Source organism: Dapis hubbardiae BLCC-M172, from assembly GCF_050016015.1.
Lineage (GTDB): Bacteria > Cyanobacteriota > Cyanobacteriia > Cyanobacteriales > Microcoleaceae > Trichodesmium.
This window is the reverse complement of record NZ_JBNHEQ010000302.1, coordinates 60,576-84,561: the sequence shown is the minus strand read 5'-3', so window position 1 is coordinate 84,561 and position 23,986 is coordinate 60,576. Positions and strand designations below refer to the sequence as shown.

The window sequence follows — 23,986 nt, the reverse complement described above, 5'->3', positions numbered from 1 at the left end:
TAGTTTTTTTGCTCCCTATTTAAAACATCAAGGACGCACGATAGAAGAACAAATACATCTGAATCAACCAGCAATGAATGCTTAAAAAAAAAATAGAAGAAAAAGTCACAGAAACCGAATTACAAATCAGACGAAAAAAACTTAGAAATATTCAAACAAACTATGGATAGTTGTCGACCATCAGGGCACAAATTATATAGCGAATAATGATAGTTTTATTGACAGTGGTATTTTAGGTTTACTATCATCTCAAACGCGAAAAATTAGAATTTCAACAATGTCAATAATGGCTGTAATTCCTAAGTGTTAAACATTTGATTCGTTTTATTAATGCTCAAAAATGGTTTGAGATTAGATATTAATATTATGTTTGCTCGAACGGAGGTAGAGTCTAGTAGGGTACATTATATTTTATTAACGCACCCTACAAATTTTGCTATACTACTGTTAATATCATGTCAGGATAATTAGCAATCAAAAAACTAGCTGTTCCTGATACTTTAAAACTTTTTCCTCTTCCCTCCTAACTCCTGACTACTGACTCCTGACTCCTGACTCCTAACCGAAAAATAATGAATCCTATTCTATTACAAAAGTTTATTCAATTAATTGCTGATTATACAGGTCTACATATTCGAGAGCAAGATTATGACAGTTTGTGTAATAAAATATTTTTGCGCATCAAATTACTAAAATTATCTTCTCCAGAACAATATTATAAACTTTTAGAAAGTCAAAATAAAACAAGCAAAAATGAATGGGAAAAATTCATAATATTGTTAACTGTAACTGAAACTTATTTCTTTCGAGACCAGGGACAGTTGGCATTACTCAAAAATGTCATTCTGCCAGAAATTATTAAATCTAAAATAGCATCTAACGAAAAAAAAATCAAGATTTGGAGTGCAGGTTGTTCTACAGGTGAAGAACCTTACTCTTTGGCAATTATGATTCAAGAATTAATTCCTGACTGGCAAGAATGGGATATTTTAATTTTAGGAACAGATATTAATGAAGTAGCACTGACGAAAGCTAAGGAAGGTATTTATAGTTATTGGTCGTTTCGTTTACTAGATGAGCGAATAAAAAACAAGTATTTTTCTGAATTTAAGGAGGAATGGCATCTCGACGAAGAAGTTAAAAATATGGTCAATTTTAGCAATATAAATTTAGTTATAGATGATTTTCCCAGTAATAATGATTTAATTTTATGTCGGAATGTTTTGGTCTACTTTGAAGAAAAGCAGATTTCATTAGTGATTAAAAAATTTTATAATTCTCTCCTAAAGGGAGGGTATTTGATAACTGCTCATGCGGAGTTATATGGTCAAACACTTGGTAAATTTAAGGTTAAAGTTTTCCCAGAATCTTTGGTTTATCAACGTGATAAAGACAAGCAAGATGAAAATTACTTAGCTGATAGTTTGCCGATACTTGCAGAAAAGACGATACCTATAAATAAAAGTTTGCCATCTTCATTGACTAATTCAATATCTAGCAAAAAATTTACTAAATCTGGTATTGGCTATGATGCTAAAAAACAAATATTATTTAATTTAAACAATAAAATTAATCAAAATAAAAAAGATAAAATAGCTGGGAAAATCACTCAAATAAATAGTAATTTGCAACCCAGTCAATCAGAGGATTTGTTGTTAGAAGCAGCAGGATTATTTGCTGCTAAGGCTTATAATGATGCTATTAAAAAAGCAGAATATTTTCTGAGTCTAAATCCCAAAAATTTTAGGGCATATAAGTTACTTGCTGAGTTGTATGCAAATTTAGGTAAGTATAAGCGTGCTACTTTTTATTGTAATCAAGCAATAGAAATAAATGGTTCTTCAGTGGAGCCTTATTATTTGTTGGTTAATATAGCAGAAGAACAAGGAGATATAGAAGGAGCAAAAATTCTTTTAAAGCGAATAATTTATCTTTTCCCACAAGAGATACCTGCTTATATAGAACTTGGTTCACTATATGCAGTAGAAAAAAATATTATCCGGGCAAGAAAGATGAAAAATATAGCTTTAGAAATGCTGAAAAAGTTACCTGCTGATGATATTGTAGAGTATAAAGGAGGAATCAAAGTTTCTCAATTGGTCGAGTATTTACAAGGGGGTTATTAAATAAAAAATAGGGTTTATTGCTATGATTATTTTGATTATAAAATTTCCTCCGATTAATACCATTTTGAAAAAATAATGTTACGCATAATAACAACTATTAAAAGTTTTTACGGTAAATGTTTATTTGAGAAAAAAGACAATTTCAGGATAAAAAATAGTCTCGAATTTATTCATTCTGACTCCTGTACGGGCGATTTCCTCCGGAATCCTACGCAAACGCCTAATTAGGAGCATTCCGGCACGGAAATCGCGCCTACGACTCCTGACTCCTAAACACTAACCTAAATATTTGTAGCGAAGATTTATCAATTTGGTATAACCCGGTTTATGCTTAGTCTATAAAGTTAATAAAAAACGAATATGGAAAATAAATCATATCTGATATTTTTACATAATAACTGTTTTTATGGAGTAGAAGCACTGTCGGTTAGAGAAATATTTTTACTGCCAGAAGTAACGACAATTGCGGAAATGCCAGACCCTATTATTGGTGTGATTAATCTTAGGGGAGATGTATTGCCTGTAATGGATCTAAATCTTCGTCTGGGGTATCAGCAGCAAGAATATTTTTTGACAGATAGTCTGGTTGTGATAGAGTCGCAGCAATCTACTATTGGTATTATTGTCAATCAAGTTTACGAAGTTAAAGATATTCCAGCAACAGAAATAACAACAGAAATATATAGTCAAGGAGAATTATCCGAGGGGGGAAATGATAGAAATAATAAATTACATTTAGTTACAGGTTTGGCTAAGTTGGAAGAAAAATTAATTACTTTATTATCTAGTAATAATCTTATTAGATATATGGAAGAAGTAGCTGATTTTTCTATAAATGAACGGGAAAATATAGGTGCTTTAGTTAAAGAAAATTCCTTAGAAAAAGCTGAACATCAAGAATATTCAAAATTAATCTTTTGCCCCAATGCTACATCACAAGAAAGAGCTATTTTCCAAGACAGAGCCAAAAATTTGAGATTAGAAACTCAAAGTCAAGATGTTAGTAACTTAATTCCACTAGCGGTGATTGGTTTAAATGAAGAATATTTTGCCATGAATTTATCAGTAGTACGAGAGTTTACTGATATTCACAAAGTTACTCCTATTCCTTGTACTCCTGAACATATTTTTGGTAATATTAATTTACGAGGTGAAATTGTCACTTTGCTGGATATTAGAGATGTTTTAAATATGCCGATACAGGCAACAGAAAGTAATAAAAATAAAGCTCTAATATTTGAGGTAGATGATTTAGTAGCTGGGATTAGGGTAGATGAAGTGTTTGATGTTATGTATCTTAATCCTTTAGAAATTAAGTCAATTCCTACTGCGATTAATCATTCTCAAGCTCATAATGAATATTTATTAGGAACTGCTATTTATCGAGAAAAGATGATGAGTATTATAAATTTTCAGAAAATTATTACACATAAAGGTTTAATTGTGGAACAAGAAGTTTAGCTGAGTCATTTCAGTTATCAGTTATCAGAAATGATATTATGTCCGATAGCATCGGTATTGCAAGTGAGAATGTAAGGAAGAAGAAAGAAGAAAGGGGTGCGTCTCATATTTGCAAAAATACTTTTTTCCTGGGGTTGCACATTAAAGAATGATAATAGGTTTTAAACTGTACAGACATGAAGAAAAGAATTATCTAAAAATATCTAATTTCAGACTTCATCATTCCTAATTGTGCAACACCTTTTTCCTATTCCCTATTCCCTGTTCCCTAAAAGCGATAAACTTTTGGCTTTCTTCAAAATTGAGATGCACCCGAAGAAAGTGCTAGGATATTTCCTTATCTTCAATTCCCGTATGGTTTTAACCAGAGGTAATTATCCATTATCAATTATCAATTAATGAATTCTTCCCTCTTCCTTGTTTCTAATATTTGTAATAAACATTTATTACGCTTGGTATTAGCTGGAATTCCTATAATATTAATTTGAGTTAAAATCCTAATCTATTTTTCTGGTATAGCGCTACGCTACGCATTAAGGTTAGGACATTTCTAAATCCTAAAACCTTTTATTAGTCTACTATTCCCTATTCCCTATTCCCTATTCCCTAGCGCGTAGCGCTATACTATTATTCCTATATTGTTTCACCCAAAAAAACTTATGTTTGAAAATCTCAAATTGAGAAGCAGTTTGTGGTTAGGATATGCAGTTTCCTTGGTTTTATTCCTAATATTAACAGTAGTAGTTTATTGGACTTCTAATCAAGTATTTGATACCTTAAAAGAAGTTGATAGAGTACAGACCGTGATTCTAGACGTAAATAAGGTAACTTTAGATGGGGAAAAGATGGTTAGAAGTTTTAGTGGCTATCTAGCTGTTCAAAATGAAATGTTTATTCAGGAGTATAATGCAGCTTCAAATAAATTTGAAGCAGACCTGAAGTCTTTAGATAGATTGATTATTGTTCCCGAACAAAAAGAACGTTTAGACAAAATAATGGCGGTGAAAAATAATTTTCAATCCTTCGCTGATAAAGTTATTGAGTTGGCTCTAAAAGAAGGTAAGCAAACGGAAGCTATAGATTCATTTAAAACCAAAGCAAATCAAGAATTTATAGATGAAATTGAAAGACTAAGCCAGGATTTTTATGTAGTAGATAAGACACTACTTGCAGAGGAAAAAAAGGAAACAAAAAAGAATCTAATTTTGTTGCGATGGTGCGCCAGTATAGAAGGAATATTCTTGATTGTTATTTCGATAATTACGACAATAACAATTATCGGTAATACGACTAAAAAACTGCAAGTAATAACTGAAAATATAGCTAATGTTTCTACAGAAATTTCTGCTACAATAAATCAACAAGAACGTACTACAGCTCAACAAGCTAGTGCTGTAAATGAAACTACTACAACTATGGAGCAATTAGCTGCTTCTTCTCAAGGAACAGCAGAACAAGCTGAAGCAGGAGCAGTAGCAGCAAGAAAAGCTTTAAGCTTATCTGAAGAGGGAACAAAATCGGTCGATAAAAGTTTAGAAGGGATGAATTATTTGAGTTAAAAAGTACAAGTAATAGCTCAACAAATTACTCGTTTAAGTGAACAAACAAATCAAATTGGTAATATTTCTCAGCTTGTTGGTGACTTAGCTAATCAAACTAACATGTTAGCTTTAAATGCAGCAGTAGAAGCTGTTCGTGCTGGAGAACATGGTAAAGGTTTTGGTGTTGTTGCTAGTGAAATTCGTAAATTAGCAGATGAAAGTAGAAAGTCTGCGGAAAAAATATATACATTAGTTGCTGATATTCAAACATCAATTAATTCTACAGTTCTAGCAACAGAAGCAGGTACATAAAACGTAGAATTAGGAGTAAAAAGTGCTCAACAAACAACCGCAGCTTTTAATGGTATTAAAGATTCAATTAATAATGTAGTGTTAAATAATCAGCGAATTTCTTTGAATGCTCAACAGCAATCTTTGGCTATTCAGCAATTAGGAGATGCAATGAATGATCTGAATAGAGGAGCAAGAGAAATAGCTGATGGTTTAGGACCAACTCAAGAAGCTATTCAAAAGCTTAATGAAGTGAGAATGGAATTAAATTCTATAGTCTAGTTGTTAAATAAAGTTCTGCCTCGACATATTAAATTATACCATTTCTCAAAAACTTTTCTAGATTTGATTGAGTATGGGAGTAGGGGAGTGTAGGGAGGTTGCATGCAACGTTCATAAAAATCAAGAATAATTAACATTAACTTACCTAAAATAAAAATAACTAAAAAAGTTATTCTACTAAAGTAATTACCTAATAACTGAAGTTTTAATTAACTATAGCATTAGTTTTGGGAATTGGTATTATACTAGATGCGGTTTAGAAAGCACCAATATTTATGAAGGTAAGGCAGAAGGCAGAAGGATTAGAGGGTAATACCATTTCTCAAAAACTTTTCTACATTTGATTGAGTAGGGGAGTGAGGGAGCGGGGGAGCAGTAAAAATAAGAATAATTAACAGTATTCGTGGCTCAAATTAGTAAAAAAGTTATTCGAGCTGTATTAATTATTTAATAACTGCAGTTTTCCCCAAGTATAGCGTTACTTTTAGAAATTGGTATAATTTCAAAAACGTGCTTTTGATAACTAGCATTCGTTTGACCTCTACTAAATTTTCAACCAGAGATTCGTCCAGTCGAAGCTTGGATTAAATTCAGGTATCGAGCAAGTAAAAGATGATACTCAAGCTCAGTATTTCTTCCTCCTTGTAATAGCTGATAGCTGACTGCTGAATGCTGAATGCTTACAAATCAGAAATAAATAATTAACTAATTGGAAAAAAAATTTATGTGGGAAAAACTAAAATTTAAAAACATTTTATTTTTAGGATATACAGTGCCTGTGGTTTTATTTCTGGGGCTAGTAGGAGTAGTTTATGGGACTGCTAATAAAGTATTTGAGACTTTAAAAGAAGTTGAAAGAGTACAAGGTCTAGTTCTAGATATAAACAAGGTGACATTAAATGAAGAAAAAATGGTTAGTAGTTTTCGTGGTTATCTAGCTGTTAAAGAAGGAGTATTTATCGAAGAATATAATGAAGCTTTAAAGTTGTTAGATACAACTATTGAGTCTGTAAGGGCATCAATTGATGTTCCTGAAAACAAAGAACGTTTAGACAAAATGGAGCAGGTAAAAAATGATTTTCAATCTTTTGCTAATCAAGTTATAAAATTGGTAAAAGAGGGTAAGCAAACTGAGGCGGTAGCTTTATTTAATACTTTCCAAGGTAAACAATTACTTGATGAATTTGAAAGATTAAATAATGAATTTGTGACGACAAAGAGAGGATTACTTAAAGCCGAAACAGAAGAAACTAAAAATAGTTTAATTGTCTTGTTATGGTTGCTAGGTATAGGCTCAATATTGTTGATAGTTGTTGCGGCAATTATGGGAGTGGCAATTACCAGTAAGATTAGTGAAATAATTAATAATACAACTGAAAATATAGTCAATTTTTCTACAGCAATTTCTGCTACAATAACTGAGCAAGAAGGTACTGCTGCTCAACAAGCTACTTCTGTAAATGAAACTACTACAACTATGGAAGAATTAGGTGCTTCTTCTCAAGCAACAGCAGAACAAGCGGAAGCTGCAGCCGGAGCAGCAACACAAGCTTTGGCTTTAGCTGAAGAGGGAACAGAGGCGGTAGATACAAGTTTAGAAGGGATGGGTTCTTTAAGTGAAAAAGTAGAGGCTATCGCTCAACAAATTACTCGTTTAAGTGAACAAACAAATCAAATTGGTAATATTTCTCAGCTTGTTGGTGACTTAGCTAATCAAACTAACATGTTAGCTTTAAATGCAGCAGTAGAAGCTGTTCGTGCTGGAGAACATGGTAAAGGTTTTGGTGTTGTTGCTAGTGAAATTCGTAAATTAGCAGATGAAAGTAGAAAGTCAGCAGAGAAAATATATACATTAGTTTCTGATATTCAAACATCAATTAATTCTACAGTTATGGCAACAGAAGCAGGTACAAAAAATGTAGAATTAGGAGTAAACATTGCTCAACAAACAGCCGAAACTTTTAATGGTGTGAAAGATGCAATTAATAATGTGGTGTTAAATAATCAGCAAATTTCTCTTAATATTAAACAACAAGCGATCGCTATTAAGCAAGTGGTAGATGCGATGAATGAATTGAATACAGGAGCGCAAGAAACAGCGAGTGGTTTAGGGCAAATTCAACAAGGGATTCAAAAACTTAATGAAGTTAGTACAGAGCTAAAGTCTATTGTATAAATTAGGGAGTAGGGAATAGGGAATAGGGAATAGAGAGATGATAATAATTGATCAAATTGATTGAGTATAATGAGGTCTAAAAAATCATGATATTTAATGACGTGGTTGAGCTAATCAAAAGTATTTCCAAGGATGAAAAGCAAGAAATTCAATTATTGTTAAGACAATATATCAGAAAGACGTGAAGAGATTTATGAGCATTTCCAGTTAGCTCAAATTGAACAACAAAAAGGGGAGCTGAAGTTTTCCTCCAATATTAACGATATGAGAAAAATCATAAAAGTTCACTATTGACCTATTCTATTCAAGCTTAAAAGCACACAAAATTTCTGGAAAACTAAAGCAATTTTAGAGTTTAAGGGTAGATTATGATGATAGGATTTTATTCTAGTTTACAGAATACCAAAAAGCTGTGTTTGTAGACATTGGTAGTCACGATGAAGTTTATTAAGTAGGGTTGGCTGAAAAACTATTTCTACTAGACCTCTCGAATAATAAACAATAAAATCAATTATCTGACAAAAATCATCAATTCTTTCTTCCTACTCCCTACTCCCTACTCCCTACTACCTAAAAAAATGAAATTAACCCAAAAAATTTACTATGGATTTTTTTTCATTCCTGGTTTGATTTTATCATGTATAGCAGCTTATTCTATCTATTCATTTTCCCGGATAGATAGACAAATTCAGACTATATATGATGATAGAGTTATTCCCTTAGAACAACTCAAATTAGTTTCAGATGGTTATGCAATTTATATTATTGATGCTACCAATAAAGCCCATCACGAAATTATTACAACAGAAGCTGCTTTAGCATCTATAAATGCAGCTATGAGTAGAATAGAAAAGAATTGGCTTACCTACAAACAAACCTATTTTACTGAAGCAGAAAAACAGCTTGTTCAAGAAGTAGAAAGTTTATTAGAACCTGCCAATAAAAGAATTCAGGAACTAAAACAAGTATTGTTAACAGAAAATATGTCTGAGTTAAGTAACTTTTCTGTTGATTTATATGATGTAATCGATCCTTTAACAGAAAAAATTAAAAGACTCAGTTATTTACAATCTTTAGAGGCAGCAAATGAAAGGAAAAAAGCCAGCCAAATTTATCAACAAACTCTCTTAATATTTGGCTTATTATTAGTTAGTGCTGCAATTATTGCCTCTCCTTTTGGTTTGTTTTTCAGTAATTCTATTAATAAAACCCTGAAAGACACAATTTTAACTATTACAGAGAATGCAACTCAAATTGCTACTGCCACAGAACAACAAGAAAGAATGGTAGAAAAACAAGCTGTAGCAGTAACTGAAACTTCGACTACTATGGAAGAGTTAAATGCTACCTCAAACAATACAGCAAAGCAAGCAAAATTAGCAGCATCAACAGCTAAAAATGCACTTAATTTTGCCTCTGAAGGTATTAATTCTGTTGAGCAGTCTCTAGAGAGAATGAACTTACTAAAAAATACAGTAGAAGCGATCGCTGAACAAACCAATAAATTAAGCGAGCAAACTGAACAGATCGGTAATATTACAAATTTAGTTAGTAATTTGGCTAACCAGACTAATATGTTGGCCCTAAATGCTGCTGTGGAGGCAGTAAGAGCGGGAGAAAATGGTAAAGGTTTCGCAGTTGTTGCTAGTGAAATTCGTAAACTTGCAGATCAAAGTAAACAGTCTGTTGAGAAAATAGATGGTTTAATTGTTGATATTAATAGTAGTATTAAATCAACAGTAAAAGTTACTCAGGAAGGAACTCAAAATGTTGTTGAAAGTGAGAAACTTGCTCAGGAAATGGTAGAGATATTTAGTGGTGTAAAGGAGGCAGCAAATGAAGGTGCATTAAGTAGTCAACAAATTGCTTTAATAGTGCAACAACAAGCTACAGCTATTCAACAAATTCTTGAAGCTATGAATGCTCTTCATTCTGCAGCTCAACAAACAAAAACTGGTCTTTATCAGACAAAAATTGGTACAAAAAAACTTAGTGAAACTGCTATGAAATTAAATAGTCAAGTTTAATTGATTGTCTGATAGATTATAATTATGTTATTTTATTTAGTTATAGAGTTATAGGTATAAATTACGTTTGCTGCTAGTGGAGCTAATCAAATATTAGTATTAGCTAGTGGTAGTAATAATGAGACAAAACATAATAGTTTAAAAGATAAAATTGAGCGAGTTCGGAGTCAAATTCTACTTATAATGTTTGGATAGAACGATTAGGAGTTATCTTTACAGCATTTAAGGAAGCAAAACCATATTATATGCAGTTACGTTATTTAGATGAAAATGGCAATGAAATGTTACGGGTGGATTCTGATGGCTTGACTATCAAAACTATTCCCAAAGAACAATTACAAAATAAAGCACAGAGAGAATATTTTACAGAAACTATGAAACTAAATTTAGGTGAAATTTACATCTCTCCCATCAATCTTAATCGAGAACAAGGAAAAATTGAAACTCCTTATCAACCAACAATTAGATATGCAACTCCTATATTTTCAGCAGATGGAAAACGTCAAGGAATTATTATTGGTAATTTGCGAGTTGAACGTATTTTTGAACAACTAAAATAAGATAATCAAGATAATTTTGGTACGGATTTTATCTTAAATCAAGATGGTTACTATTTATATCATCCAGATAGTCAAAAAGAATGGGGTTTTGAATTAGATACAGACGAAAAAATTACAAAATATTATTCAGAAGTAGTAGCTAATAAAATTTTATCTAGGGGTCAGAGTGATATTGTGGATGGCGTAGATAGTGTGATTACTTACAACACTATTTTTTTAGGAGAAAGCAATCCTAATAATTTTTTAGTTATAGTCTATGATTTACCGAAAAAAATTGTATTTGCTGCCGTAAATAAATTTAAAATTATAGCCTTGATAATTATATTTTTCTCCCTAACAACTTTTTTATCTATTGGATGGTTGACTATAATCAATATAGCTCAAATAGTCAGAAACTTAATTAATAATGTCTCGAATTTTTCCCATCAAATACTATCTACAATGAATCAGCAAGAAAAGATTACATCTGAACAGTCATTAGTTGCTAATGAAACTAATAATAATATTACTACTTTAGGGGAAGCTTCTCAAGAAATATCTCAACAAGCAGAATCAGTTGCAATAGGAGCAAGTAAAGCTTTAACCTTAGCTGAAGAAGGAAGTAAAATGGTAGAAAAAAATTTTGTACAAATGCAAACTTTGAGAGAAACTGTTGATAGTATTACTCAACAAAATCAGGAACTTGGTGAACAAACAAGTCAAATTGGTAATATTTCTACCTTGGCAAATTTAGTAAGTTCTTTAGCAATGCAGACTAATATTTTAGCTCTAAATGCTGCAGTAGAAGCTGTACGAGCTGGAGAGCAAGGTACTGGATTTGCTGTTGTCGCTAAAGAAATTCAGAAATTAGCAGATAAAAGCTCTGAAGCTGCAAAAAGAATTAATGGAATTGTGCCAGAAATTCGAACAGCAATTAACTCTAATATTAAGGTGACAAACGAGGGAAAAGAGACATTAGATGCTACTGTCAAAACAGCACGAGTCACAGCAAAAACTTTTAAAAAATTAACAGAAGTTGTCTCTAATTTATTTGCGAGTAACCAGCAAATTTATCAGAATACTGAACAACAAGCAGTTGCTATTCAAAAAGTAATAGAATCTATGAATAATCTTAACTATGTTGCTGGTGAAACAGCTCAGAGTATTTCCCAAGTTACAACTAGCACCCAAGAACTTTATGAAGCAGCACTTAAACTTAAAACTATAGTTTAATAGGGAATAGGGAATAGGGAATAGGGAATAGAATTTTTTTTCTTACTGATTAAACCAATATTAAGGAGCAGGGGAGCGGGAGAGTAGGGAGCAGGGGAATAGAGGAGGAGGAGAGTAATTTTTTTTGCCCAACGATGCGAAATGCTAACTTTTTGATTTTTCGGGAACCGTGCATCAAGAGCTGAAAACTAGGTACTTTTTCCAGATTTAAACAGGCTAAAACCTTTACCTGTAAATGCTTTGATATTTAATCAGTAAACCCTAATTATCAATTATCAATTATCAATTATCCATTGGTAATATCTACCTTAAATTTGGAATTTAAACTTACATTATTAAGGAGTAAATTATGATAGAAGATGCTGAACTTCGGGAAGTATTTCAAACTGCTAGTGAAGAACATCTCCAGAAACTTGATGAAGGTTTCTTATATTTAGAAAAACATCCAGACGACTTAGAAAATTTAGAAGAATTATTACGAGAAGCTCATAGTTTAAAAGGTGATGCGGGAATGTTAGGTGTCAGAGATGTATCACAAATTGCTCATCAACTAGAACATTTGTTAGGAGAAATTAAACGAGGAGAGCAAGTTATATCTCCAGAAACAAGCGATCGCCTTTCAGTTGGATTAGATGCTATTCGTAAACTTGTACAGGAAGCAGTTACCGGAGAACCATCAGATATAAATCCTGTTCAGATACTAGCAAATTTGATGGGTGCTAAAAATCTTAATACCCAATCACAAGAGGAAAATAAAACAGATTCAAAATCTCAAGAAAGTAGCTCTGTTACTACTCCTGTAGAAGCAGAAATAGAAACGCAAAAAGAAGCAGAAATAGAAGAAAAAATAGCAGAGCCAATAGAAGAAGAAATAGTAGAGCTAAAAATCAATGAAAATGATTTATCATCCCCAACAATAGAAGTAGAAAAAATCACAGAAAATACTCCAGTAAATAACATTAATGAACCTACTCCTACCCATACAGAAGAACCCACTCCTGTATCACCTTTATCTCTTACTAAAAAAGAGTTAAATAAAAGTAGTGTCACCGTTCAACCTTCAAATACTTTATCAACTTCTTACCATATTGAGACAGTCCGAGTACCTACCCGAAATCTAGATTCATTAATGACTCAAACTGGGGAATTAACTGTCACCCAAATTAGACTTGCTCACCGACTAGCAGAAATTGAAGAAATCACAAATTTGTGGGAAGAATGGAGCCGAGATGTATTTAAAAATCGCTTTGTTATCCATGATATGAATGTTAGTAATAGCACTACTATTAATGATTACTCCATCAAACAATTACAAAGCTATCATCATCGAGCCGAAGAACAGCTAGAAAAGCTAGGATTATTAATTAATAATCTCAGAAATTCTATCCATGAAGACGTTGCTAAACTAGACTTAATTACTAATGAAATAGAAAGCGGAGTTCGTACCCTGCGAATGCTACCTTTATCTACTATTTTTAATATGTTTCCCAGGGTTGTCAGAGATTTAGCGAGACAAGAAAATAAGAAAGTAGAACTAATAATTGAAGGTGGTGCTACCAAAGCAGATAAGCGGATTCTTGAACAGATGAAAGACCCTTTAATGCACATAATTCGGAATGCTGTGGATCATGGAATTGAAACACCTGAAGAACGCAAAAAATTTGGTAAATCAGAAGTAGCTACAATTAAATTAAGAGCATATAATACTGCTAATAATGTAATAATTGAAGTAATAGATGATGGCAAAGGGCTAGATATTGCGCAAATCAAAAAAACAGCAATAAAACGGGGTGTTTGTAGTGAATCTGAATTAAATTATATGACAGAAACACAAATTCAATCTCTCATTTTTACCCCTGGATTTTCCACAAAAAAATTTGTTACTGAAGTTTCTGGTAGAGGTATAGGTTTAGATGTAGTCAAGACAAATGTAGAAGAACTAAAAGGAAGTATTTCTATAGAATCTCAAGCAAAAAAAGGCTGTTTGATTAGACTGGTATTAAGCACTTCTCTCGCCACAATAAATGTATTAATTGTGGGGATTAAAAATACTTATTATGCTTTGCCAGTTGAATATGTTCAGACAAGTTTGATGGTGTCTATCACATCAATTTTTACTATTGAAGGTAGAGATACTATTATTTTTAATAATGAGCCAATATCAGTTGCTAGATTAGCAGATTTACTCGAAATTCCAGTGAATCATCAAGCAGAATTCGCAGATAAGGAGGAAATTTCTTGTATTATTTTAAAGGTAGGTAGTGAGAAATTAGGTTTGTTTGTTGATACCTTAATTGATGAACAAGATGTTGTACTTAAACCCCAAAGTAAATTATTGAAACGGGTGAGAAATGTTGCTGGTGCAACTATTCTTGGTACTGGTGATGTTTGTATGGTTTTAAATCCTCAAGATTTGCTTAAGTCGGCGCGGAAATTATCTGCATCTGTTCCAAGTTACTATTCGATTGAACAATCAGATAATCAAGAAATTGACATAGTTAATAAAAAATATTTAATATTATTAGCAGAAGATTCTATTTCTACCAGAACTCAAGAGAAGAGAATTCTGGAAAGTGCTGGTTATGAAGTTGTTACTGCAGTTGATGGATTGGATGCTTTTAATAAACTACAAAATCGTCCGTTTGATGCAGTAGTTTCTGATATACAAATGCCTAATTTGGATGGTTTAAGTTTAACTGCTAAAATCAGAGAAAATAAAAATTATAGTGAATTACCGATTATTTTAGTAACATCTTTATCTTCTGATGAAGATAAACAAAAAGGTGCAGAAGTGGGAGCTAATGCCTATATTACTAAAGATAGTTTTAACCAAGAAATTCTTTTAGAAACTTTAAAAAGATTGGTTTAATAGACTTCTTGCAGAAGTCAGGGAATAGGGAATAGGGAATAGGGAATAGGGGGGATGAAATTGTTTATTCTATATAGCAATCCTATTTTATTTGCGTATAAAAATTTTACCGTTTTTAGGGAATAGGGAACAGGGGTGGCTTTCAGTTTTTTTATCTACTTTTTGATTTATCACAAACTATGCGCGGATTGCTATATCTTTGAATTGATTTAATTAAAACTTTTGCAAGAGATATAATTTTTTAGGTTGGAAACTATCTTTTTAGTCAAAAGGATATCTACTATAAAATCTAAGATACTTTATCTCCCCACTTCCCCACTTACCACTCCTTATATAGCACTATGCATTAAGGTGTTTGACATTTCGCGCATCCTGAAATCCTTTGACAGTTTACTATTCCCTATTCCCTGTTCCCTGTTCCCTGTTCCCTAGCCCGTAGCGCTATACTATATTTTTCAACTGTTCTGCAGCTTTCTTTAAATTCTCAATACCTATCCGGGTTTGACCAATTCCTAACGCCGTTTCCTTTGATCCTTGATTAATACTCTCCATTGCTTCTATCACTTGTTGAATAGCATTAGCTTGGTGTTGAATATTCAAAGAAATTTGTTGATTATTGGTAACTACATTGTTTATAGAGTCAATTATTCTGGAAAAAGCTTCAGTTGTTCTGTCTGTTATTTCCATCCCCAACTCTACCGTTTTAGTTCCTTCTTCAGTTACCAATACTATTGAATGAATTGAGTTTTGAATTTCCTCCACTAAAATTCTAATTTTTTCAGCAGATAATTTACTCTGTACCGCCAATTTCTTAATTTCAGCAGCAACAATAGAAAAACCTTGACTATTCTCTCCCCCATGTACCGCCTCTACCTTCGCATTCAAAGCTAATATATTTGTTTGATTTGCTAAGTTACTCACCATCTGAGAAATTTTGCTAATTTGATTAGTTTGCTCCCTTAATCTGAAAATTTGATAGGCGATCGCCTCAACTTTTACTTTTAAATTATTCATAGCATTAAATGTTTCAATGACAGTATCGCTTCCTTTTTCTGCAGCTTCTAAAGCTAACTGGGCAGTATTATTAGCTGCATTTGCTTGTTGGGAAGACTGACGAGAAAATATTCCCAACTCATCCATAGTTTTAGTAGTGGTATTAACGGAATTAGCTTGTACAAAACTGCTGCGTTCCTGTTGTTCAATAGTAGCAGCAATTTCATTAGCAGAAGTGGCAATCAAATTAACTACATTATTAATAGGTTGAATGGCAATTTTATTAATCAAAAATATGATAATTACACTTACTATTACAACTATCACCAAACTACTCCACGAAATAATTATTGCTAACTTAAAATCATTTTCTGCTTTTTCTATTCTGTCCTTCAGGAGTTGGTTTTCTACTACTATCATCTCATCAATTTTTTGCCGAATTTCACCCATTATCTCTTTCCCTAAACCAGATAGAACTAATTCTCTTAATTTTTCTTCTTCACCAGCTCTTTTTAATTTGATAGTTTCTTTTAACTCTGATATTTTAGATTCTGCTAAATCTGCCACTTCAGCCAATCTTTTTAGTTGCTCAGGATTATCAGATATTTGAGCTTTAAGTTCCTCGAAATTATCATCAATTGTTTCTTGAGCTAAATTATAGGGTTCGAGAAAACTTTCTTGACCAGAGTAAATAAATCCCCGTTGTCCTGTTTCTGCATCAACTAAATTTTTTTCTAATCCCTTCAATAAACCTTTAACTTGATAAGTATGAGCAACCAATTCCGCAGATTTCTCTAAAGTACGAATGCTACTTTGGGAAAAAATATTACTAATTCCAAATGTACCAATAATTATGATTACTCCTACAGGTAAAACTTGTCTAATATTCATTTATATATTCTATCTTTATTTCCTCTATAATTACTTGATTAATTTGGTATTCTTGATATAATGAGTAAATTAGAAAAATATTGTCTAATAAATATATCTGGAAAATAAATAAACCTCTTAGTTATATCAACTAAAGAAAGAAAAAGTCACCAGGAAAAAGGATTTTTTCTGCCTTTTTCGTAAAAATATCTTACCGAAAAATAAAGGTATAAAGCTTATCACTCGCCGTGGGGAAACAAAAAAAATTTTCCTTTTATTCAATCCTCTTCCTTTTAGGGATAGGTAATTATCAATTATCCATTATTGAACTGTTTCCTATTGCCAGTTAAGTCTTCTCTATTCCCTACTGCTGCAAAAAAATCTATCTCTTTTTCGGAAGGATATAATAACTATGATAAATAAATACAGCAGATTCGATGATTAATGTGGTACTGTGGTATAATTAACAAACTAAGTATTTTTTGCTCTTTCTCAATCCTACTCCCTACTCCCTAAAACGATCAATATTATCAGATATATATAGCAATCAGGAATCAGATATGAGAATTTGATTACTTCCTATTTCCTTTCCCTATGCCCTAAAAGTCTATAATATCTAACAACTTAAATAAGATTGCTATATATAGTCTTAGAAAACCAACAAAAATATAATTCCTGTCATACCAATTTTATGTGAGACTCTACAAAATAATAAATCAGGAGTCAGGCATAAATAATTAAGTATTAAGGAATAGGGAGGAAGAAATAAATACAACTATTTATCACTTCACTCATCTAGGAATATATTTACCTAATATCTCTCTATCTAAATAATTAACAATTAATAATTATTCGGTAACCTAATATCCTAGTCCTTAGGATAATTGTACAGAAAATATCTGGGAATTAAGGAACATCTTAAGGAGCAATATAAGTAATATTTTCAGACTTTTTATCTCATGGATATATTTTTGACAAATCCTACAGGAATTGCTATATAAAATCAAACTACCATAAATAATTATCCTGGAAATGACAAAAAAAATCAAAGTCATTAAAGTATTAGTTGTTGATGATTCACCAATAGCTTTAATAGTTCTAAAAAGAATTTTTGCTACCTCTCCAGAAATTGAAGTTATAGGCACAGCTAAAAATGGTTTAGAGGCACTAAAATTAATCCCTCAATTACAGCCAGATGTAATTTGTACTGATTTACACATGGCATCTATGAATGGATTAGAATTTACTAGGGAAGTTATGCAAAAATATCCACGACCAATTTTGGTTATTAGTAGTTCTGTTCAAGAGGACGATCAGCATAATATTTTTCAACTTTTAGAGGCAGGAGCTGTTGATGTTTTTCCTAAACCAGAAACCGGATTAACTGCAGATTATGGTACAATTCAGCAGGAATTAATTAATAAGATTAAAATTCTTTCTGGAGTTAAAGTTTTTACTCGTCGCCATCGTCATATAAATAGGGTAAACCAGGAACATAGGCAACAATTCTTTGTGCGAAATATACAGGATAAGTTAGTAAAAAGTCCTATTGTTTCTCCGCCCCAAACTATACCTAAAGATCCTCGATACTCAAAAAAAATTATTAAAATCTTAGCAATTGGATCCTCTACAGGTGGCCCTGAAGCTTTAAAGACTATTCTTCATGATTTACCTTCTACTTTCCCTGTACCGATAATTTGTGTTCAGCATATTAGTAATGGGTTTTTAACTGGATTAGTAAATTGGTTAGCTAATGAATCTAAACTACCAGTAAAAATTGCTATATCCGGAGAATTACCACAAGCAGGGGTGATTTATTTTCCACCAGAAGAACATCATTTAGAATTAAATAATTGGGGTAAATTTGTCTGTTCAAAAACACCAGCAATTGGAGGACATCGCCCTTCAATTACTGTCACCTTTAATTCAGTCGCTAATTTTTATAGATCCTCTGCTGCGGGTGTTTTACTGACTGGAATGGGTCGAGATGGAGCAGATGGAATGCTAGCTATATCTCAAGTAGGAGGCTTAACAATTGCCCAAGATGAAGCTAGTTCTATAATATTTGGTATGCCTAAAGAAGCCATTGCTCTTGGAGCTGCTCAATATATTTTGTCAATTAATGATATTAGTTCTATGTTACTAAATTATATTGGTAGGGGCAGATAAACTCAAACTGTAATAATTGATTTTGAACTATCTTGATTAACTGCTTTTGTCAACCAAAAAAATATCAATATTAACTCCCTAGTTATTAATATAAACAAAAAAAATAGTTGTGCAGATTTTTTACCGAAAAATATAAGGTATAAAGCCTCTCTTTTTAAGGAGAAAAAAAGAAATTATATTTCCTTATATTCAATCAAGAACGGTTCTCACTAGAGGTAATTATCAATTATCCATTATCAATTATCAATTATCAATTATCCATTATCAATTATCCATTATCAATTATCCATTATCCATTATCCATTATCAATTATCAATTATCAATTATCCATTATCCATCTCCCTAAAACCATAAATATATTTACTTCATCAAGCAGGAAACTGCTTTATCTTTTCTCCTCTTGATTTTTGTTTATGCTTACTTCAAATTAATTCAAAAAATGACTAATTAGCTGATTTAACTTTTCTTCATCAAAAGGTTTAGTCAGATATTCTGTAGCACCAGCTAAATGTCCTTGAACTTTATCAAAAGAACTATCTCTGGCTGTTAACATAATAATTGGTAAAGTTTGAAATTGAGGAATGCTGCGTACTGTACGACATAGTTCCAAACCATCTATACCAGGCATAGAAACATCTAGTAACAGAATTGCTACTTGCTCATGGTAAATCATTGACAACGCATCCACAGCATTATCCGCTACTAAAACCCTATATTTTTGACCCAAAACTTTTTTGATAATCCCGTGCATAATTTTACTATCATCTACTGCCAAGATAGTCTTTTTTATACTTTCAGTTCCAGACATATTCTTACCTAAACTTAGTCCCCCTTTGTCCATGAGTAAACACCTTAAGTATATCTGCTTTATTCTAAGAAAATTATAGGTATTAATTTACTCCTTTATAACTGCAAATAAGCTATAAGCTTGATTTGTAGTTAACCAATTTTAGTTTATGCTATGATCCTATAATAAAGCAAGATAGTTTGATAAATTTTAAAGTTGTTAATATGTTCAAGATTATATTCTAAAATAATAGGGCACTACCTAATTATTGAATCATAAAGAATAAAAGTTGAAACAAGGAAGGTCAATAGAATGGAAGTAAAATCATTATATCAGCTATTAGCAACCGAAACTTCCTTTACAGAAATGGTAGAGTTAGCAGCACATATAGCTGAAACTCCTATTGCATTCATTAGCTTTAGAGATGATAACTACCTTTGGTTAAAATCTCAAACAGGTATTAATAATAACAAGGATAGATACCTAAATTTTGTAGAAGTAATTCTCAGATCCTCAGAAAAAAACAAAACAAAATTACAGAAAGAAGAAGCAAAATTATTAATTATACCCGATACATTAGCAGATGAAAGAATAGCAAATCATAGCTTAGTAGTATCAGAACCAAAAATTAGGTTTTATGTGGGAATTCCAATTAATATTAACGGCCAACAAATCGGCATTTTATCATTAATGGATTATGTATCTAGAAACTTAACAGAGAAATGTCAAAAACTATTAAAAAAACTAAGTATTCATATTAGTAGTCAAGTAGAATTACAAAGAAAGCTATATAGTTTTAGTGGCAAATTTATTAAACTACAAAAAATAGTTAACGCCCATCCAGAAGAAAAAATGCTACTTCTGCTAGAAAGAGCGATCGCAGCTAGCAACAATGGCATAGTAATTACTGACAATACCCATCCTCATAATCCAATTATTTACTGTAACCCTGCCTTTGAAAAGATTACAGGTTATTCTAGTCAAGAAATATTCGGCAAAAACTGTAGATTGTTACAAGGTGCTGACACCGATCCTGTCGCATTATCTCAAATTCGCCAAGCCATAAAATTAGAAACAAATTGCTTAGTAGTCGTAAAAAATTACCGTAAAGATGGTACTCCCTTTTGGAATGAATTAGCAATATCTCCAGTCAGAGATAATGATGGTAGCGTAACCCACTTTATTGGTATCCAAACAGATATAACCCAAAAAAAACAAGCAGAAGAAGCGCTGCGAGATAGTGAAGCACGTTATCGACTTCTAACTAATAATTCAACCGATCTCATTTCTAGGCAAACCTCAGAAGGTATATATTTGTTCGCTTCTGACGCTTGTCGTCATCTACTTGGATACGAACCAGATGAATTAGTGGGAAACTGTATATACGATCTATTTCATCCAGAAGACCAGAAATTATCTCAAATTAATATCTCTCAACAACCGGAAGGAGATACCTTCACTCACCGACTGCGCCATAAAAACGACTCTTACATCTGGTTTGAAACCACTTGTCAGAAAATTCAAGATCCAGAAACAGGTCAAGTTATAGAATTAGTAGCAGTTTCACGAGACATCACAGAGCGAAAACGTGCAGAAGCAGCTTTACTAGAGCGAGCGCGTTTATCATCCCTAGAAGCTGAAGTAGGAGTAGCACTCGGAGCAGGAAATTCCCTAAACAGTATTCTGCAACATTGTGCTAAAGCAATAGCCGCAGAATTAGATGTTATTGGTTCAGGAATTTGGACTATTAATACTCAAACCAGTCAACTAGAATTACAAGCATTATCCGGTAACAACTTAAAATTCGACATAGAAAAAGATCAAAAGGAATTACTGACCCCAAAAAGCATCTTAACTTCTGAAATTCTCAACTCAGAAGTTAACTCCGATAGCGAACAGCAAATACTGACAAATGATTTTACTATACTGACCTCAGATAGTCGGGTTGTTGGGGTAATGTGTATATGGAGTCACAAAACTCTGACAGACTCAGCTAGAGATGTACTTACTTGGGTGGCTAGCGCGATCGCTACTGCTATAGACCGAGTTAGAACCCAAGAACAACTATTAAGTAACCGAGAAGCCTTACTATTTCGCCTCGCCAGTCAAATTAGAGATTCCCTAGACATTGACAAGATATTAGCAACTGCAGTAACAGAAATTAGAAATCTCCTGCAGATTGACCAATGCTGCTTCATCTGGTGCTTATCTGCTCAAATTACTAGCATTGCCGTCACCCATGAAGCTTCTAACCCGAAAATATCAGTTCAAACCCCAGAATATTCCAGCCAACAGATAACAATTTTATCAGATAAAATTCGGAATCGTGAAATTTTACAACTTGACAATACAAAAACAATCAATCAAAATAAGCTTAAACAAATGCAGGTATATCTGCAACAGTTGGGAGTGAAATCTACATTATTACTACCATTGCAAACTCGCTCTGGTCAAATGGGAGGAGTTATCTGTAACCAGTATAGTAATCATAGACCTTGGAAAGAAAGTGAAGTAGAATTACTCCAAGCAGTAGTAGACCAATTAGCGATCGCCATTGACCAAGCGGAACTTTATGCTCAAACCCGTGCAGCAGCTTTAGCAGCGCAAACCCAAGCACATCACCTCAGTGAAGCTTTAAAGAACCTACAGCAAAAAGAAGCTCAGTTAATTCAACAAGAAAAAATGTCATCTCTTGGTCAAACCGTAGCAGGGGTTGCCCACGAAATTAATAATCCTGTCAATTTTATTCACGGCAATCTCACTTACATTAAAGATTATATACGAGACATTCTCGAATTGCTAAACCTTTATCAAAACTATTATCCAGATCCTGTAGCAGAAATTGAAGACAAAACTGAAGATATAGAATTAGACTTTTTAATGGAAGACTTACCCAAAATTTTGTCTTCAATGGAAATGGGAACCGAACGTATTCGTCAAATAGTTCTATCATTAAGAAACTTCTCCCGTTTAGACGAAGCAGACAAAAAAATAGTAGATATCCATGAAGGTATTGATAGTACCTTGCTAATTTTAGATAACAGGATTAGGTCAAAGGGGAAAGATTCTGGAATTGAGATTGTCAAAGACTATGGTAATTTGCCAAAAGTAGAGTGCTATCCAGGACAACTCAACCAAGTATTTATGAATATCATTAGTAATTCCATTGATGCCCTTGAAAGTAAACTAGAATCAAGGATGATTAAAATTACTACCCAGCTAGACTCAGAAGAAGTAGAAGCAACAAATAGTCAAGATGAAAATCAAAATTTATCTACCTCTGCTCTCAAATATGCTGTTATATCCGTTACAGATAATGGCCCAGGAATGACAGAAAATTTAATTAATCGAGTTTTTGATCCATTCTTTACCACTAAGCCAGTCGGAAAGGGTACAGGTCTGGGCCTTTCCATTAGCTATCAAATTATAGTTGAGAAACATAATGGTATCTTGAAATGCACTTCCCAACCAGGAGAAAGCACTGAATTTATGATTAAAATTCCCATCAAAGCACCAACAGCTCTCAAATCAATAATTTAGACAGTTTCAGTCTTTCTCTCTGTTTGATTCCAGAGCAATCACCATTACTCGCGTGGACATTATCAAACTCTCAAATTTACTTACAGCAATAATTTAACTTTTGCCTTCTGACTTCAGCTCTACCTGCCATCCAATTTAAGTCCATAACTCCTTCAGCATCAAAACTTCAAAATTATGAAAAAAACCCTTGACAAATTCCCAGATGTAAGTGCTATTATATTAAATGTTGACGAGATGGGGCGTCGCCAAGCGGTAAGGCAGCTGGTTTTGGTCCAGCCATTCGGAGGTTCGAATCCTTCCGCCCCAGTTAAACTAGATTAACTAACTAAATTAAGATAATCTTTACCTTAAGCCTTGCTTAAGTAATATAAATAGCTGTCAGCTTTCAGAAATCATCGGCATATAATGCTGAATTTAAACCACTATCAACCCACATCACTAATTAGGGCTTGCTGAATAACTCTTTTAGTAGGGGGGAGGAGTCAGGAGTCAGGAGTCAGGAGTCAGGAGGAATGGGAATTATAGAGTAGGTAGTCAGAAAAATAGTCCCTTAATTTTTCTGCCTCGCGTTACCCCATTTTACGCTCACTTTTTCATATATATCAACTGAAAAGCTGGTACTTTTTCCAGACCTAAAATGGCTCAAACCGTTATATGTCAGTGCTTTGATATTTAATCAGCAAACCCTAATTAAAACAATATATATAGTGGGGGAATTATACCGTAAATTTTTTAGCTGAAAGCTCATAGCTTGTTAATTTCTCAGAGCTATCTATCTTAACTTTTTGGGTTCTACTCTTATCAGCTTACCCCCATTGTCTGTACGATAAACCCATTCATGTTTACCATCAGACAAAACAAGACGCCAACCTTATAGTGGGGGACTTATACCGTAAATTTTTTAGCTGAAAGCTAATAGCTTGTTAATTTCTCAGAGCTATCTATCTTAACTTTTTGGGTTCTACTCTCATCAGTTTACCCCCATTGTCTGTGTGATAAACCCATTCCTGTTTACCATCAGACAAGACAAGACGCCAACCTTATAGTGGGGGACTTATACCGTAAATTTTTTAGCTGAAAG

General features: G+C 32.8%; 14 protein-coding genes and 1 tRNA gene. 13 read left to right on the top strand and 2 right to left on the bottom strand.

Annotation, left to right across the window (positions count from 1 at the left end; genetic code table 11):
* Window positions 1–572 precede the first annotated feature (572 nt).
* The 10 genes from ACP6PK_RS28625 to ACP6PK_RS28580 all read left to right on the top strand — a co-directional run bounded on the left by ACP6PK_RS28625 (window position 573) and on the right by ACP6PK_RS28580 (window position 14,545).
* Entirely contained in the window at window positions 573–2,126 is a 1,554-nt protein-coding gene (locus ACP6PK_RS28625; RefSeq protein ID WP_426564789.1) for a CheR family methyltransferase, read from the top strand.
* 360 nt (window positions 2,127–2,486) lie between these two features.
* The gene (locus tag ACP6PK_RS28620) at window positions 2,487–3,587 is read left to right on the top strand and encodes a chemotaxis protein CheW (protein WP_426564787.1); all 1,101 of its coding nucleotides are present in this window, start codon (window positions 2,487–2,489) and stop codon (window positions 3,585–3,587) included.
* Between the two features lie 659 nt (window positions 3,588–4,246).
* Entirely contained in the window at window positions 4,247–5,146 is a 900-nt protein-coding gene (locus ACP6PK_RS28615) for a CHASE3 domain-containing protein (RefSeq protein ID WP_426564785.1), read from the top strand.
* 12 nt (window positions 5,147–5,158) lie between these two features.
* Window positions 5,159–5,440: a methyl-accepting chemotaxis protein gene (locus tag ACP6PK_RS28610; RefSeq protein ID WP_426564838.1), complete on the top strand. Its 282-nt coding sequence runs from the start codon at window positions 5,159–5,161 to the stop codon at window positions 5,438–5,440.
* Between the two features lie 78 nt (window positions 5,441–5,518).
* Complete coding sequence (locus ACP6PK_RS28605; protein WP_426564783.1) at window positions 5,519–5,701, top strand: hypothetical protein; 183 nt, start codon at window positions 5,519–5,521, stop codon at window positions 5,699–5,701.
* Window positions 5,702–6,425: 724 nt separating this feature from the next.
* Window positions 6,426–7,877 carry a methyl-accepting chemotaxis protein gene (locus ACP6PK_RS28600; protein ID WP_426564781.1) on the top strand — a complete coding sequence of 484 codons (1,452 nt, stop codon included), beginning with the start codon at window positions 6,426–6,428 and terminating at the stop codon, window positions 7,875–7,877.
* Window positions 7,878–8,455: 578 nt separating this feature from the next.
* Complete coding sequence (locus ACP6PK_RS28595; protein WP_426564779.1) at window positions 8,456–9,904, top strand: HAMP domain-containing methyl-accepting chemotaxis protein; 1,449 nt, start codon at window positions 8,456–8,458, stop codon at window positions 9,902–9,904.
* Between the two features lie 191 nt (window positions 9,905–10,095).
* Window positions 10,096–10,464: a PDC sensor domain-containing protein gene (locus tag ACP6PK_RS28590; protein WP_426564836.1), complete on the top strand. Its 369-nt coding sequence runs from the start codon at window positions 10,096–10,098 to the stop codon at window positions 10,462–10,464.
* Window positions 10,465–10,638: 174 nt separating this feature from the next.
* A complete protein-coding gene (locus ACP6PK_RS28585) occupies window positions 10,639–11,676 on the top strand; it encodes a methyl-accepting chemotaxis protein (RefSeq protein ID WP_426564777.1) in 1,038 nt (345 codons plus the stop codon).
* Between the two features lie 349 nt (window positions 11,677–12,025).
* Window positions 12,026–14,545: a hybrid sensor histidine kinase/response regulator gene (locus tag ACP6PK_RS28580; protein WP_426564775.1), complete on the top strand. Its 2,520-nt coding sequence runs from the start codon at window positions 12,026–12,028 to the stop codon at window positions 14,543–14,545.
* 441 nt (window positions 14,546–14,986) lie between these two features.
* Here the strand turns inward: ACP6PK_RS28580 and ACP6PK_RS28575 are convergent, their stop codons facing one another.
* Window positions 14,987–16,429, bottom strand: a complete 1,443-nt coding sequence (locus ACP6PK_RS28575; protein WP_426564773.1) for a CHASE3 domain-containing protein — start codon at window positions 16,427–16,429, stop codon at window positions 14,987–14,989.
* 1,011 nt (window positions 16,430–17,440) lie between these two features.
* Here ACP6PK_RS28575 and cheB point away from each other — a divergent pair.
* Entirely contained in the window at window positions 17,441–18,577 is a 1,137-nt protein-coding gene (gene cheB / locus ACP6PK_RS28570; protein WP_426564771.1) for a chemotaxis-specific protein-glutamate methyltransferase CheB, read from the top strand.
* Between the two features lie 428 nt (window positions 18,578–19,005).
* Here the strand turns inward: cheB and ACP6PK_RS28565 are convergent, their stop codons facing one another.
* Window positions 19,006–19,386 carry a response regulator gene (locus ACP6PK_RS28565; protein ID WP_426564769.1) on the bottom strand — a complete coding sequence of 127 codons (381 nt, stop codon included), beginning with the start codon at window positions 19,384–19,386 and terminating at the stop codon, window positions 19,006–19,008.
* Window positions 19,387–19,677: 291 nt separating this feature from the next.
* On the opposite strand from ACP6PK_RS28565, the gene ACP6PK_RS28560 reads away from it, so the two are divergent.
* Both ACP6PK_RS28560 and ACP6PK_RS28555 read left to right on the top strand, forming a co-directional pair.
* Window positions 19,678–22,905: a PAS domain S-box protein gene (locus ACP6PK_RS28560; protein ID WP_426564767.1), complete on the top strand. Its 3,228-nt coding sequence runs from the start codon at window positions 19,678–19,680 to the stop codon at window positions 22,903–22,905.
* 235 nt (window positions 22,906–23,140) lie between these two features.
* Window positions 23,141–23,212 (top strand) — tRNA-Gln (locus ACP6PK_RS28555).
* Window positions 23,213–23,986: the final 774 nt, after the last annotated feature.

Coding starts and splice junctions, on each gene's coding strand:
- ACP6PK_RS28595 (WP_426564779.1), top strand. CDS start 8,456: ATGAAATTAACCCAAAAAATTTACTATGGATTTTTTTTCATTCCTGGT.
- ACP6PK_RS28620 (WP_426564787.1), top strand. CDS start 2,487: ATGGAAAATAAATCATATCTGATATTTTTACATAATAACTGTTTTTAT.
- ACP6PK_RS28600 (WP_426564781.1), top strand. CDS start 6,426: ATGTGGGAAAAACTAAAATTTAAAAACATTTTATTTTTAGGATATACA.
- ACP6PK_RS28560 (WP_426564767.1), top strand. CDS start 19,678: ATGGAAGTAAAATCATTATATCAGCTATTAGCAACCGAAACTTCCTTT.
- ACP6PK_RS28565 (WP_426564769.1), bottom strand. CDS start 19,386: ATGTCTGGAACTGAAAGTATAAAAAAGACTATCTTGGCAGTAGATGAT.
- cheB (WP_426564771.1), top strand. CDS start 17,441: ATGACAAAAAAAATCAAAGTCATTAAAGTATTAGTTGTTGATGATTCA.
- ACP6PK_RS28615 (WP_426564785.1), top strand. CDS start 4,247: ATGTTTGAAAATCTCAAATTGAGAAGCAGTTTGTGGTTAGGATATGCA.
- ACP6PK_RS28625 (WP_426564789.1), top strand. CDS start 573: ATGAATCCTATTCTATTACAAAAGTTTATTCAATTAATTGCTGATTAT.
- ACP6PK_RS28575 (WP_426564773.1), bottom strand. CDS start 16,429: ATGAATATTAGACAAGTTTTACCTGTAGGAGTAATCATAATTATTGGT.
- ACP6PK_RS28580 (WP_426564775.1), top strand. CDS start 12,026: ATGATAGAAGATGCTGAACTTCGGGAAGTATTTCAAACTGCTAGTGAA.